11 protein-coding genes are annotated in these 14323 nt (G+C 39.9%); 6 read left to right on the top strand and 5 right to left on the bottom strand.

Annotated features, from left to right (window positions below; genetic code table 11):
• Positions 1-152 precede the first annotated feature (152 nt).
• Both serA and FLP08_RS13585 read left to right on the top strand, forming a co-directional pair.
• Positions 153-2045, top strand: a complete 1893-nt coding sequence (gene serA / locus FLP08_RS13590; RefSeq protein ID WP_156277580.1) for a phosphoglycerate dehydrogenase — start codon at positions 153-155, stop codon at positions 2043-2045.
• Positions 2046-2205: 160 nt separating this feature from the next.
• Positions 2206-4029, top strand: coding sequence for a DNA/RNA non-specific endonuclease (locus tag FLP08_RS13585; RefSeq protein WP_156277465.1), 1824 nt, complete (start codon positions 2206-2208; stop codon positions 4027-4029).
• A gap of 768 nt (positions 4030-4797) precedes the next feature.
• Here FLP08_RS13585 and FLP08_RS13580 read toward each other — a convergent pair.
• Complete coding sequence (locus FLP08_RS13580; protein ID WP_156277463.1) at positions 4798-6168, bottom strand: short-chain fatty acid transporter; 1371 nt, start codon at positions 6166-6168, stop codon at positions 4798-4800.
• A gap of 348 nt (positions 6169-6516) precedes the next feature.
• Here FLP08_RS13580 and FLP08_RS13575 point away from each other — a divergent pair, with 348 nt between their 5' ends.
• From FLP08_RS13575 to trhA, 4 genes are all read left to right on the top strand, one after another.
• Positions 6517-7071 carry a hypothetical protein gene (locus FLP08_RS13575; RefSeq protein ID WP_156277461.1) on the top strand — a complete coding sequence of 185 codons (555 nt, stop codon included), beginning with the start codon at positions 6517-6519 and terminating at the stop codon, positions 7069-7071.
• Positions 7072-7276: 205 nt separating this feature from the next.
• Entirely contained in the window at positions 7277-8044 is a 768-nt protein-coding gene (locus FLP08_RS13570) for a LytR/AlgR family response regulator transcription factor (protein WP_238388500.1), read from the top strand.
• Positions 8044-9153 carry a sensor histidine kinase gene (locus FLP08_RS13565; protein WP_156277459.1) on the top strand — a complete coding sequence of 370 codons (1110 nt, stop codon included), beginning with the start codon at positions 8044-8046 and terminating at the stop codon, positions 9151-9153. The genes FLP08_RS13570 and FLP08_RS13565 overlap by 1 nt, the downstream gene beginning before the upstream one ends.
• Positions 9154-9273: 120 nt before the next feature.
• Positions 9274-9933, top strand: a complete 660-nt coding sequence (gene trhA / locus FLP08_RS13560) for a PAQR family membrane homeostasis protein TrhA (protein ID WP_156277576.1) — start codon at positions 9274-9276, stop codon at positions 9931-9933.
• A 540-nt stretch (positions 9934-10473) separates the two neighbouring features.
• Here the strand turns inward: trhA and FLP08_RS13555 are convergent.
• From FLP08_RS13555 to FLP08_RS13540, 4 genes are all read right to left on the bottom strand, one after another.
• Entirely contained in the window at positions 10474-11859 is a 1386-nt protein-coding gene (locus tag FLP08_RS13555; protein ID WP_156277457.1) for an FAD-binding oxidoreductase, read from the bottom strand.
• 190 nt (positions 11860-12049) lie between these two features.
• A complete protein-coding gene (locus tag FLP08_RS13550; protein ID WP_156277455.1) occupies positions 12050-12607 on the bottom strand; it encodes a 2'-5' RNA ligase family protein in 558 nt (185 codons plus the stop codon).
• A 3-nt stretch (positions 12608-12610) separates the two neighbouring features.
• Positions 12611-13393 (bottom strand): cyclase family protein, encoded by a 783-nt coding sequence (locus tag FLP08_RS13545; protein WP_156277453.1) that lies wholly within the window; start codon positions 13391-13393, stop codon positions 12611-12613.
• A gap of 33 nt (positions 13394-13426) precedes the next feature.
• Positions 13427-14323: a CHAD domain-containing protein gene (locus FLP08_RS13540; RefSeq protein WP_156277451.1), complete on the bottom strand. Its 897-nt coding sequence runs from the start codon at positions 14321-14323 to the stop codon at positions 13427-13429.

Genomic DNA, 14323 nt, shown 5'->3' with positions numbered 1-14323 from the left:
GGTATTATGATTTAAATTTACTTTTTAAAATTAATAACCATCTTTATTAAGGAATATGTAATTCTGGCTGCTTCAAGAAAAAAATCTGTTTTTAAATGCTCCAAAAAGCTTTAGTTTTATTGGTTCAAATAAAACAGGTATTCAATACTATTATGGAGAACAACCGGCACTTTGTAATAGATTTCGATAGTACTTTTACTCAGGTGGAGGCCCTGGATGTACTTGGAGAGATCTCGTTGGCCAACAACCCGAATCGCAAACAAAAACTACAGGAACTAAAAGACCTTACAGACCTGGCCATGGGTGGTAAGCTGGCCTTCAGGGAATCCCTGGAAAAGAGGCTGGAGATCCTCGAAGCTAGCAAAGACGAGATTCCCGAATTGGTGGAGAGATTAAAGAAAAAAGTTTCCGTTTCCTTTGTGCGGAACGAAGAGTTCTTTACCGAATATAAAGACCGGATCTATATTATTTCCAATGGTTTTAAAGAGATCATAGTTCCTATTGTCAAAGAGCTTGGCGTAAAGGAGGAGAATGTCTATGCCAATACATTCGTGTTTGATGATGCCGGAAAAATTGCCGGTTTCGACCAGGACAATGTGCTGTCCTCGAATAATGGGAAAGTAGAATTACTGAAACAGCTGGACCTTAAAGGAGATGTGTATGTGATTGGTGATGGCTATAACGATTACGAGATTAAAGCCGCAGGTCTGGCCAATAAATTCTACGCCTTTACCGAAAATGTTGAACGTGGTGATATCCTGGATAAAGCAGATCATATCACTCCCAGTCTTGACGAATTCCTATACTTACATAAAATGAACAAAGCTATTTCCTATCCTAAGAATCGTATCAAAGTCCTGTTGCTGGAAAATGTACATGCAGACGCGGTAGCCATCATGAAAAATGAAGGCTATAATGTTACGACCATTTCGGGCGCGCTCGATGAAGAGGAGCTAGCCGAGAAGATCAAGGACGTGTCGGTACTAGGAATTAGGTCTAAGACCCAGCTTACCGCAAAGGTGCTCGAAAATGCAAACAGGCTGATCGCTGTTGGTGCTTTTTGCATAGGTACCAACCAGATAGACCTGGAAGGCTGCCTTAAAAAAGGAGTAGCAGTATTTAATGCTCCCTTCAGCAATACCCGTTCTGTGGTAGAGCTGGCCATTGGGGAGATCATTTTGCTTATGCGTAACCTGCCAGACAGGATCGCTGAAATGCATAATGGCACCTGGAACAAATCGGCCAAGGGAAGCTATGAGATTCGTGGAAAAAAACTTGGGATCGTGGGCTACGGTAATATAGGTTCACAGCTTTCGGTCGTTGCTGAAGCTATTGGCTTTGATGTGTATTATTACGACCTGGTAGAAAAACTTGCCCTTGGGAATGCCACTAAATGTAACAGCCTTAAGGAACTTTTTGAAAAAGTAGATATTGTGACCCTGCATGTTGATGGCCGAAAGGAGAATAAGAACATGATTGGTGAAAAGGAATTTGGCTGGATGAAAGAAGGCAGCATCTTTTTAAACCTTGCTCGTGGGCAGGTAGTAGATGTAGAAGCACTAAAGAAGAACCTTGCATCTGGTAAGATAAGAGGAGCGGGAGTAGATGTATTCCCTAAGGAGCCTAAAACCAACCAGGAGGAATTCGAATCGCCGCTAAGAGGCTTGCCTAACCTTATCCTTACTCCGCATATCGGGGGAAGCACCGAGGAGGCCCAGGAAAATATTGGCAATTTTGTTCCGGGTAAGATCATTAATTATATAAATACAGGAAGCACTACTAATTCGGTGAATTTCCCGAACCTGCAATTACCAATCCTGGAGAATGCCCACAGGCTTATTCATATTCACCACAATAAACCCGGGATCATTGCCCATATTAACAGGATCCTGGCGGCGCATGATATCAATATTGTAGGTCAATATTTAAAGACCAATGAAACCATAGGTTATGTGATCACAGATATCGACAAGGAGTATGCTGCAGATGTGATCAAGGAGCTTAAAGGAATCGAGGGAACGATCAGGTTTAGAGTTTTGTATTAATATTCTTATATAGATTTAAATTTCATTAGCTTTTTATTGTATTTCGTCGATGAAAAGCGTTAATAAACTATTAATAAGTATTTTATTGTCATCTTCCACTTTGGTTGTCGATTAGATAATTTCGGGACCTAAACCCCTTATCTAATAATTAAACCAAACAATGAAAAACCCGAATTTTTTTAAATACCTGCTTTTGTTGCAGGTATTTCTTTTTATCAACGGATGTTCAACCGATGAATCCGAAATTTCTGATGAATCCTTTTCAGAAATTAATTTTACCCTGAATCAGGCAGGTAATTACGAAGAGAACTTTGAAAGTGGCTTTAAATCTGCTTATGCTGGCGGCATGATAAGCTTGGACGGTGGTGACTGGTATTTTACAGATGCACTAACTGGAAGTTTAAATTCAGATCTTAAAAATGGAAATCAGTCTGTAAGAATGGTTTCTAATGCCGTGATCAGTATGAACTATGATCTACCTGAAGGAGCCAAGTCTTTAAGCCTTCAGTATGGAAAATTTGGTCGCGATAAACAAACCTCTTTTCAGGTTTATTACTCGTCAGATTCAGGTAGTTCCTGGCAAACTCTTGGGGATGAAATTTTAGTCAAAAAGTCATTCCTGGAAACGGCTAGCTTTTCACTGAATGCAGTTGGAAATGTAAGATTTGAGATCAGAAAAACCGACGGTTCAAATGAAAGGCTGAATATTGATGATATAGTGGTAGAACCGAATCCTGTAACTTCCACAGGAAATATCATTAATGTTACAGAGGATTATGAAGCTGGTTCAAAAGGAAGCTATTCTGCAGGAACTGTTGACCTTCCATCGGGGATTTGGTATTTGGAAGAGGCGCTGTTAGGTTCTCTGGATAATGATAGAAAAACCGGAACTAAATCTGTAAGAATTAGAGATTACGGTATTCTGGAAATGAATTATGATGTCCTTGGAGCTCAAACTGTAAGTTTTAATCACGCAGTTTACGGCACAGATGGTTCGAGTACCTGGGAATTCCAGATGAGTACAGACCAGGGAAGTAGCTGGATTTCTCTGGGAACTCAGAATTCAACTTCCACCAATCTTCAAACCGCAAATTTTGATATTAGTTCCTCTGAGAATGTTAGGTTTAGAATTGTAAAATTATCGGGAAGCGGTGACAGGATCAATATTGATGATTTTACGATCTATGGCACCGGGGAAACGGGAGAAGGAACCGGCGGAGGAAATCCTACCATTTCAGGAGCGGTTCATTTAACCATGGGAAATCCTTCAGCTGCAATAACCGATGTTAATTACCCAAATAATTATCTGTTGGAAAAGGAAGAATATGTCATGTCTTATAGTAGAGACAAAGGTACGGCGAACTGGGTAAGCTGGCACCTGGATGAAGCTTGGTTGGGAAGTGCTTCCAGGCAGGATGATTTTAGATCAGACAGCAGTTTACCTTCTTCATGGTATCAGGTTGGTGCTACAGATTATCAATATAGTGGATTTGATCGCGGGCATTTGTGTCCTTCGGCGGACAGGACATTATCTGTAGATGATAATTCTAATACTTTCTACATGACCAATATGATGCCACAGGCTCCAAGCAATAATAGATATGCCTGGGCCAATCTGGAGAGCTATTGCCGTTCCATGCTGGATGGAGGAAATGAGATTTACATCATTTCAGGAGGTTATGGCCTTGGAGGAGATGGCGCTAATGGATATGCTGAATACTTAGCCGGAGGTAAGATTCAGATACCTTCTAATACATGGAAAGTGATTATGATCATCCCTGATGGCACAGATGACGTTAACCGCGTTACAACTTCTACAAGAGTGATAGCTATAGATATGCCTAATAGCAATTCTGTAACATCAGACTGGACTCAGTATCTAACAACTGTAGATAATATTGAAGCTGCTACCGGTTACGACTTCTTTAACCTGGTACCAGATTCTATTGAAAACGTAATTGAATCCAATATCGACTCTATTTAAATACAACACAATTCACAACTTAGATAAGGTAAAAGCCACGCATTAGTCGTGGCTTTTTGCTTAACGATTAATTATACTTTTAAATAAACGGGCTTAATATTCAATAAGTTGATCTATGGTATATTTGGAATAAATAGCTAAGAAAGGGAGAAAAGGGTCAATTCTGAAATGAGAGTCACGGCCCTTTTTTTATTGGCTATCCTCATAAAATAACTTCTAGAAAAAATTTCAGAAAATTCTTACGTTGGGATTCCCTGTTATTAGGGTTTATATTGTTAAAGTAATATTAAATGACTGTTATTCAGAGTGCTGCATATTTCAGATAATTTATATTTGACGCCCCCCGATTCACTTCTTTTATTAACTCTTTTAATTTTCACAGGATGGATGAAATGCTTTTTTATTTCGTTGTGGGTGCTTCCTTAGTTATTGTATTAGGGATATGGATAAAATTACGTTTAGATAATTCTGAACAGGAAAAATTGATAAAGAAATATCTCTCAGATCTTTCTATTCTAAAAAGTAAGAATCGGTAACTTTTAAGATTTTGAATGGAAAAGGATTACTTCTAGCAAGTATTATAAAAACTTGAAGGTATGGGTTAATTTTGGGATTCATTTAACGTATAATTACCTGAAAATCATATATATTTACATAGTAATTATTGGTTAAACAATAGTTGCGAGGGGTAACTAAGAAATGGTTTAAATATTTTAGTTACCCTTTTTTTATGCACTTTTTCTAAAGCCTTCCAGCCTATCCCTTATTTCAAATCAAAAGCAATCCTCCTACATAAATTATTATTCCCACAACCATCATGATCAGGGTATAAGGTAATATTTCCCTGGCCTTAAGCCGGGTAATAGCCAGTAAGGGTAAAGCCCAGAAAGGTTGTAACATATTGGTGATCTGGTCTCCATAAGCAAAGGCCATGATGGCCTTATTTAAAGGAACACCAAGTTTAATGGCACTTTCCAGAACTATCGGTCCCTGTATGGCCCATTGCCCGCCGCCACTGGGAACAAATATGTTTACCAGGCCGGCACTGAAAAAGGTAAAAATTGGCAGACTGGTTTCTATTGCCATACTGCTGAAAAAACTGGCGATATCCCCAACCACACCTGTATCTTTCATGATTCCCATGATCCCGAAATATAATGGGAATTGAATAAGTATGGCCGCGGCTCCCAAAATAGCTTCATCTAGAGCTTTTAGGAATGAAACAAAAGACCGGTGAAGCAGGATACAGAGCCCGAGCATGAAAAAATTCAGCATATTAGGGGTCAGCCTGCCCGCCAGTAGTTCAGAATAATATGAGGCAAAGAAGGCGCCCAGCAGTAATAAAGCGAAAATGAGGCTGAGGTATTTTGAGTGATCCAGCTTTTCAGCGCCAGAGACCATTATACTTTTTTCCCTGTGCCTTGTCTTGGGTAGGTCTACCCTGCTTGTACCCGCACTTTTACTAATCAGCCATAGGACCAGTGGTATTAAAAGCAGCATTATTCCAAAAAGCGTCATATTCCAGTTCGAGAATATAGTGGTGTCTGTAGGGATGGCATCAGGTAACTGGCTTAGCAGGCCGGGATCGTAATTACCCGAAAATAAACTGGCTATATGTCCGTTTTCAGCCACCTTAAGAGGTGCGCTTCCGCTAATCCCGCCATGCCAGACCATTAATCCTACATAACCGGCCGCACCTACCAGGGGATAATTTATCTTAAAATTACGTTCCTGCGCAGCTTCTCCAACTTTCCTGGCCATAATGGCTCCAAAGATCAATCCCAGGCCCCAATTGAAGAAAGCGACGATCATAGTTGAAAAGGAAACCAGTATTACTGCGCTGGAATTTCCCGTAACCAGGTTAGTGAGCTTTTCTGTTAACCAGGCAGCAGGCTTACTTAACACCAGAACGTGACCAAGGACAAGAATTAGCATCATTTGCACAGCAAATACCAGCAGGCTTGGTTCCCACATTCCGTTTTGCCAGTAGGCGAGAATGTCCAGGAAATAACCGGTGTCCTGAGAACCGGTAAATACGAATGCCAGTAGGATGGTAATGAGGCTAAGTAGAACGGCCAGGGTGAAAGGGGCCGGGATCAGTTTTTTGAAAGCGTTCTCAATACTTTGGGTAATATTCATAAGATCAAATATCCAGAAATCTTATAAAACTCTAAAAATAAATTCAAAGTAAAATATTCTGTTTTTTAATAAAAACCCTAAGGATTATTCATCAAAATCCGGCAATTCATTTGTTTTTTGCGGCGAATGGCTTCCAGGGGCGGGCGAACGTCAAAAATTCAGCTTAAAGTGTTTAGAGACAGGCCTTTTCAGACTTCATATCTTTAATCATGCTATTCGTTATCAAACTTAGGCTAACCGGTTCATTCCCCCAGAAATAGGGCTTTTCTCCTGTAATTTAGTGGTGTTATTAATTCATTGATCAATTAATCAACAGTTAAATCATTAATCATTTTAAAAACATTCATCATGAAAACTTTAATTTTTTCTTTACTGTTAATCGCTGTGACATCTTTTGGTCACGCACAAGAAGTTACTCAACTTGAAGAGGCAAAAGTAGGATTCGGTTCCTTAGACTCTAAAATTACTCGCGACGGAGATTCCTTCTCATATGATGTAGAAGAGGCTTATGCCGGAGAATTTTCAAAGGATGCTATCGCGTTTATGCAAGCTAACTTTGATATCCAGGACTTTATCAATGCCACCGCAGGTGAAGGTTATACCTCTTATATTGTAACCTTTAAGAGTGGAGATGGATTCCTTTCCGCAGACTTTGACAAAGAAGGAAATCTTGTGAAAACATATCAAAAATTTCAAGATATCGCATTGCCTCTAGATGTAAGAAGAGAGGTTTATATGGCCAACAAAGGCTGGACTATGACATCTAACAAGTATATCGCTTCTGGAAAAGGAGACATTCTGGACAAGGAAGTGTACAAGATCAAGCTTGAGAATGGCAATCAAAAACGAACCATGAAATTAGATCCTAGAGCTACAGGTTCATCGGTAGCACTAAACAATTAAGAAGTTGTGAAATATTTAATTTAGTTGTTTGAATTATAGGAAAAGGCTATCAAATGAAAATTTTGATAGCCTTTCATGGGATAGGGAAAAACTGAAATTAAGAAATAAAAATGCTGAAACGAAGACTTCCAAATCCATGAAATTCAGATTTTTTCAGAAATAATCTTGAAATAGTTTTAAATTGGAAGTAACTAACTACAAAAAAATGATGAAAGCACTAGTTATCGATGATGAAGAACTCGCCAGGAGAAGAGTACTCAACCTGCTGGAAGATGTTGGAGAGATCGAAGTTATCGGAGAGTGTTCTAACGGGCGTACTGCCATAGAAAGGATAAATGCAGATAAACCCGACCTGATCTTCCTCGATATCAATATGAAAGATATGAATGGCTTCGAGGTACTAAAGCGGGTAGAGGTCGCCAATAAACCGGTAGTGATCTTCGTGACAGCTTACGATAATTATGCTTTAAAGGCCTTCGACGTAGAAGCTTTCGATTTTCTGCTGAAGCCTTTCAAAGATGAAAGATTTTATAAAACCATCGATAAAGTGCTTAAAACTACTAAGACCGAAGCGAACGAAAATTTTGAAAAACGAATGGTAGAATTTTTCCATGAGTATTCAAAAGGAGGAATTCAGCTGAACTCGGTTTCAAAGATTCCCATTAAACAGGGAAATAAGACTGCACTGGTAGATCCCAAGGAGATCATGTATATACAGGCTTCAGGATACTATGCCGAGATCTTCGTGAACTCCAAAAAATATGTACTGCGGGAATCCCTGAATAACCTGGAGGAGATCCTTGACGATAATGTCTTTATAAGGATACACAGGTCTACGATCGTTAACCTGAATTTTGTGGAGGAGATCATACATTCAGAATATTCAGAGATCGATGCAAAAATGACCGACGGGAAATTGCTGCATATCAGCAAATCCCATAAAAAGGAGTTTCTTGAAAAAATAGGAATCTAATGACACTCTCAAAACTAAAACAGAAGTATATCGATTTCAGGCTGGTTCTCCTGCTTGCAGGTTTCTATTTGTTATTTGACCTGGTGGTCATCGCCAAGATCGCCTATATGAGGGCCTATATGCCCGCAATGAAGGAAGAGTTATTTGTATGGAGCGATTTCCTGCTTAATAATCTGCTCTTCGATTATATCATCGTTATCGCCTATATGACCATGATCGCGATTAGCACCAAACGATTTTTGAATAAGAACTATTCATGGGTCAAGATCATTTCCATCCACACCATATTTTCCATCTTAATAGGGCTTATTATTCGTTTCCTATTTGATTCCTATTCCATACTAATTGGTAAGGTAAGCCTAGCGGAGTTTGACCTGCGCAGAAGTATCAATGCCTTCATTTATGTACTGGACCTCAATTTTCTTATATACTTTGCCATGGTGTTCATTATTTACACCTACTACTATCTAAGGCAGGTAAAAGAAGCGGAAAAACGACACTCCAAGCTGGAATCCCAATTGGTAAATACGAGAATGAAGATGCTTTCTTCGCAGTTGCAGCCGCATTTCCTTTTCAATACCCTGAATTCCATTGCCGTACTTACAGATATGGATAAGGAAAAGGCCAAGGACACCATCGCAGATCTTAGCGACTTTCTCAGGGAGATCCTTTACAACAGTGACAGGAACAGGATAAGTCTCGATGAGGAATTAAGGATTCTCGAATATTACCTGAATATCGTGAACGTAAGGTTCTCTGACCATCTAAGCATCAAAAAGGATATTAAGGAAGAGCTTCTGCTTAGAAAAGTACCGGCTATGTTATTGCAACCGGTGATAGAAAACTCTATTAAACATGGTTACTCTTACGATCATACCCACCTTAATGTACTGGTATCTGTTTACCAGGAAGACGATATGCTGGTCATTAAAGTAGAAAATGACGGAGCCCCCGTTTCCATGACCCATGCTGAACTTATGGAAAAAGGTGTAGGCCTTAAGAATATCAATGACAGGCTGCATAACCTTTACCAGGATAATTTCTTCTTTGAAATACGGAATAAGTCTAATGACGAAGGGGTTGAGACCATCATTAAGATTCCGGAATAGGACAAAATCAATATTTATTTTCTAAATGATGAGCCTAAAAAATTAAACCTTTTTTGGGTGTATATCCTATTGCAGTTCTATAATTTTTCAAGTAAATTAATAGAACTATTACTACCTGAGATGGGACGAATCAAAAAACCTAAATATTATCCCCCCAAGGAAGAAAGACTCAATATCCTGTCTCATGGGATAGGGTTCGCCCTGAGCATTCTTGCCCTGGTACTACTCATTCTTAAAGCCCGCAAACTGGGGGAGCAGGAACACCTGGTAAGTTTCAGTATTTTTGGAGCCAGTATGGTGCTGGTCTATGCCGCTTCTACTTTCTATCATAGCGCTAAGGCAAGCCGCCTGAGAATAAGACTTAATATCTTAGATCATGCCGCCATCTATATACTCATTGCCGGCACTTACACTCCCTATGGGCTGGTTACTCTGGCCGATAAATCTGGATATACTATTCTATGGATCGTCTGGCTAATGGCATTGGTTGGGGTCATCCTGAAATTATTCTATGCCGGGAGATACCAGCTATTATCTACCATCATGTATGTGGCTATGGGCTGGCTTATTATCTTCGCCATAAATCCGCTTCTGGAAAATCTTTCTGAAGCCGGCCTCTGGTGGTTGTTCGCCGGTGGCGTTTTTTATACGATTGGAGCCATCCTTTTTATGCAGAACAAGATTCCGTTTAATCATGCCATATTTCACATTTTTGTGCTTCTAGGAACCTTCGCTCATTTTATAAGTATTTATTTCTATATCTTACCAACTACCAGTTAATTTCGATCTGGTCTTAAACATTTCTAAACTGGAAGCTTAACCAACCAGAACCTATGGAATATTTTCTTATTACCACTCTTCTTGTATGCCTTGCGGCCGTGTTCAGCTTAATAAACGTTGAATTCGAAACTTCCCAATAGTCTGGGGCCAATGCTTATCACCTTTTTGTACTGATAGGAATGGAAATGCCTCTGGATGGTGATTTTATAATTGCTGGCCTGCTGACGATCCCAATTGTTCTTATATACAGATATGCCTCACTTTTACTGCGAATACAGTTTTTTAGAAAATTCTGGATTTTGTTCCCAATAACAACCTGATCATTACCTGGGGAGGTTTACTTGGAGGGATTTCCGTTGCCCTGGCTTTTAGCCTGAATTCTGAAATTCACCGGAAACTTTTCCTGATGACCATTTAATTTATCATGGTATTTTCTATTCTGATACAAGGTCTTAACCTGGGTAAAACCGTTGAAAAACTAACTTTATCAAAAAATTAAAATTTCACTCCCTTTGGTTGATACCAAAGGGAGTATTAGGATCATGCTTTCGGCTGAATATTCTGGTTAACCCTGAAAAAATTAGCAGGATCATATTTTGTTTTGATCTCTCTTAATTTTTCGTAATTATTTTTGAAGGAGGCTTTTATCCTTTCCTGGCCTTCTTCCATCATAAAATTGGAATAAGATCCACCCATAGAGAATGGATGCAGCGCATTCCAATATTCTTTGCACCAATCTGTAATGATTCTGGCATTTTCAGGATCTGGATCCACGCCCACAATAACACCAGCATATTTTGCGTCGCGATAGGCCCACGCGGTATCTTCTGGAGATACTCTTCCCGCAGCTCCGCTAATTGGATATAGATGCATTTGAGAAAGGCTGGTTGGAATCTTAGATCCAAAATCCTTATGTACTTTAGAAGCTTCAGGAGGAATTTTGTTAAAAAAATCACCGCGCCAGTACCATTGTAAACCTGTAGGCATAAGACCGTCAAAAAGGGTTTGGATCGCGGGATAAGGCATTTCACCAACATGCTCAAAAATAGGTTCAAGATCTCTTGCAGGCTGGATCAACCCATCAAATTTATCTGGGTCTCCGGTATAACACCATACCACTGCACAGAATTTCTTTTTATGAAGGAATTCTGGAAATGGATCTCCCGGGATCACCATAGTCGCAATAAATCCGTTCAGGTCATCTGGTTGTTCGTGAATAAAACCATCATACCATTTCATGATCTCTTCGGTACGTTCTATCGGCCATAAAGTGGGGCCGCCTATTACTGTTTTTAATTTGTGAGCCTGGAAAAGGAAGGAAGTAACTATACCAAAATTTCCTCCACCGCCTCTTACAGCCCAGAAAAGATCTTCATTCTGTTTTTTGTTTGCGGTCACTATGCTACCGTCTGCAAGCACCATATCTACTTCCAGCAGGTTATCTATGGTAAGTCCGAATTTTCGTGATAAATGTCCCACTCCGCCACCAAGGGTAAGACCACCTACACCTGTAGATGAAATTATCCCTGCGGGAACAGCCAGGCCGTAGGCATGCGTTGCGTGATCAACCTCACCCCATAGATTACCACCGCCTACTCTCACCGTGTTATTCGAGGTATCAACACGTACATTTTTCAATAAAGAAAGATCAATTACGAGCCCTTCATCACATATCCCCAGGCCGCCTCCGTTGTGACCTCCACCGCGAACAGCAGTAAGGATCTTATTTTTACGACCAAAATTTACAGCGGCTACCACATCTGCCACGTCCACGCATTTTGCGATCATCGCTGGCTTTTTACTGATCATGGCATTGTATACCTTACGGGCATCTTCATAATTAACATCACCTTCAAGGATGAGTTCTCCGCGAAAAGAATGTCGGAGTTCTTCCACCTTGGAGGTTTCCATTTTTAGCGTACTCATAATCTTTGATTTAGAAATTTTTGATTTGAATTTTAAAACCGGGGAGATACTTCCTGATGATACAGGTAATGGGGGTGTTACGAAGCGGGAAATTTTTATGGCAGGTTGCCTTTAACAGGCATGATTATTTGGTTATGCAAAGTTACTTAAATATGCTTTAAATACGGGTGAATCAGTGTTTTAAAAAGTGTTATTCTGGGAGTAAAAAACTTTTTAAGACCTCCCAGTTCTCTCCATCATGTCTGAAGAGAGAAATATCTCTGGCCAGAAAAGAAGCTTTATAATCCCTGTCTTTAAAATCTTCCCAAACTGCCGGAAATTCTGACCTTTTGAGGTCCCTGGTCGCAATGGTTAAATGAGGGTGCATCTTAGATGCGATCTCATGTTTTTTGAGATCTATGAAATTCAATATTAACTGCTGAAGATCGTCATGCAATCTTAAGTATGGTTCATGGTCTTCGACCTTGATGAATATAACCTGTTTGGAGAATCTGCCAAAGCCGTTCAATTTGGTTAGGAAGGCTTTGTGGTTAAGACAGAACTCATCTAATCTTTCAATCAGGATCTTCAACTCACTTTCAGATATTCTAAAGGGTATTTGCAGAGTGATATGTGCCGGTAATTTCAGCGCATGTTTTATCCCGTGTTTAGCCTTGATCTCTTCTTTAAAAGTTTCAACTTCCTTTCTAATGCTTTCAGGAGGCATAAGAGCAATGAAATAAAGGGGGGTTCTGGTTTTTGCAGACATTCTTTATCTTATTGCAATGATCCTTAGAGGACCGCCGCTTCCTCCTTTTAGCTTCATAGGCAAAGCAATAACCTGGAATCCGGTGGCCGGCAATTTCTCGAGATTTGCCACATTCTCAAACGCAGGCACGTTTTGCGTCATTAAAGCCACGTGTGTAGCAAAATTGGTAGATTGCCCATAATCTATACTAGCAGTATCCAGCCCTACGGCTTTAATATTTCTGTTCTTAATTAACCAATTCGCGGCTTCGGGAGAAAGACCTGGGAAGTGAAGTTTTTTAACCGCATCTGTTCCACGCTCATTTGTACCTAGATATTTTTTCGCATCGGGATAGAACTTTCCGAATCCGGTTTGGAATAGAATGATACTTTGCTGAGGTATTTCTGAATTTTCCTTTTCCCAGTTTTTAAGATCTTCGATACTAATCAGATAATCTGGGTTTTTCAAAGCTTTAGCCGAAACATCTATTTTAACCCCAGTGCCAATAAGGTTTTCGAGAGGGACCAGGTCTACGGTCTGCTTGTTTTCAGCGAAATGTATGGGAGCATCCATATGGGTTCCGCCATGCTCAGCCGTAGAAAAATTATTTGCCGAATAATAAAAGCCAGCATCGGTTTTTCCCTGGGCCACTTTTTCCAGTTGAAATTCTTTAGCGGTTACCCAATAAACACTTTCTTCAGAAAAGGCATGGGTAAGGTCGATGAACTCTCTTTCAGAAAGTGAATTGTCCTGACCAAAAATGTTTTGGAAAATTAAAATGCAGAGGAGGAAAGCAATAGTTTTCATAGTTCCGGTTTTTAGAACCATTAAATTAAGGATTCAATTCCAGTTAATTTCGGTATAAGAACCAATTCTTTTGGTGAAATCGGCCGGGTCCTCAGCATAGATAAGCTCACCTTTGGTCCTGGCATTCCTGCGGAGGATCTCACTGTATTGATGAGTTATGGCATCCATAAGCTCCTTTCTGGACTCATCATTACCTAGTATTTTTTCAGACCCGAGTTTTTGCCTAAAGACCATTAGATCATGATCATTTCCCAGGAAGTCTGCCAGTAAATGAATTTCAGCTTCCATGGTTTCGAAAAACTGTGGCCATGTTTCCTGAAGCAGCAAGGTCTGGTACCACAAGTATTTCACTCTCTTTCTCCACTCATGGAAATTCTCCTTGGAAGGATTGGCATAAGCGGTTTCCAGAGCTTTTTTTCCCCTCCCGTAAACCCTTTCTATACTGGGAAGGATGATCTGGATATCATTAGAGCTAACCGGCCATTTTACCAGGTCTTTTTGAGCATATTCCAGTTTTTCCACAAGATGTTCTGAAAAGAAGTTTTTTTTCTTGAGTTCTTTTTCCATCGCATCTCTTTCTTTTTCAAGTTGACTGCTAACGGGCTTGAAAAAATTTACATACAGAAACTGTCCATAGCGTTCCCGGAGCAGTTCTATGGTTTCCAAATGCGCCGTAAGATCCCTGAAATCTGAAAGCTCCCTGCCCAGGTCCCGGAAATATATATTGATGTGTTTATAATTTTCTTCACCCATCTCGTCACGTACTATTCTCGCCAGGGCACGAAGTTTTTTAAGCCGTTTCCTGATATCGTGCACGGCCTCGTGAATGTTCAGGTTCTCCAAAGAATACAGGCAGCCCTGTAGTTCTTCCGAAGCAATAGCAGTAATGTTCTTTTTTAGTGGAAGGCTTTTGTCCAGTTGATAGGTCAT

The organism is Christiangramia aestuarii (assembly GCF_009735585.1).
In the GTDB taxonomy this organism is placed as follows: domain Bacteria; phylum Bacteroidota; class Bacteroidia; order Flavobacteriales; family Flavobacteriaceae; genus Christiangramia; species Christiangramia aestuarii.
Note: the sequence above shows the minus strand (reverse complement) of the source record. Positions and strands in the feature narration are given on the sequence as shown.

What these genes read in the sequence shown, in the direction of transcription:
- FLP08_RS13540 (WP_156277451.1), bottom strand. Translation starts at nt 14,323, where the DNA reads ATGACCTATCAACTGGACAAAAGCCTTCCACTAAAAAAGAACATTACT.
- FLP08_RS13585 (WP_156277465.1), top strand. Translation starts at nt 2,206, where the DNA reads ATGAAAAACCCGAATTTTTTTAAATACCTGCTTTTGTTGCAGGTATTT.
- FLP08_RS13570 (WP_238388500.1), top strand. Translation starts at nt 7,277, where the DNA reads ATGATGAAAGCACTAGTTATCGATGATGAAGAACTCGCCAGGAGAAGA.
- serA (WP_156277580.1), top strand. Translation starts at nt 153, where the DNA reads ATGGAGAACAACCGGCACTTTGTAATAGATTTCGATAGTACTTTTACT.
- FLP08_RS13555 (WP_156277457.1), bottom strand. Translation starts at nt 11,859, where the DNA reads ATGAGTACGCTAAAAATGGAAACCTCCAAGGTGGAAGAACTCCGACAT.
- FLP08_RS13565 (WP_156277459.1), top strand. Translation starts at nt 8,044, where the DNA reads ATGACACTCTCAAAACTAAAACAGAAGTATATCGATTTCAGGCTGGTT.
- FLP08_RS13580 (WP_156277463.1), bottom strand. Translation starts at nt 6,168, where the DNA reads ATGAATATTACCCAAAGTATTGAGAACGCTTTCAAAAAACTGATCCCG.
- trhA (WP_156277576.1), top strand. Translation starts at nt 9,274, where the DNA reads ATGGGACGAATCAAAAAACCTAAATATTATCCCCCCAAGGAAGAAAGA.
- FLP08_RS13550 (WP_156277455.1), bottom strand. Translation starts at nt 12,607, where the DNA reads ATGTCTGCAAAAACCAGAACCCCCCTTTATTTCATTGCTCTTATGCCT.
- FLP08_RS13545 (WP_156277453.1), bottom strand. Translation starts at nt 13,393, where the DNA reads ATGAAAACTATTGCTTTCCTCCTCTGCATTTTAATTTTCCAAAACATT.
- FLP08_RS13575 (WP_156277461.1), top strand. Translation starts at nt 6,517, where the DNA reads ATGAAAACTTTAATTTTTTCTTTACTGTTAATCGCTGTGACATCTTTT.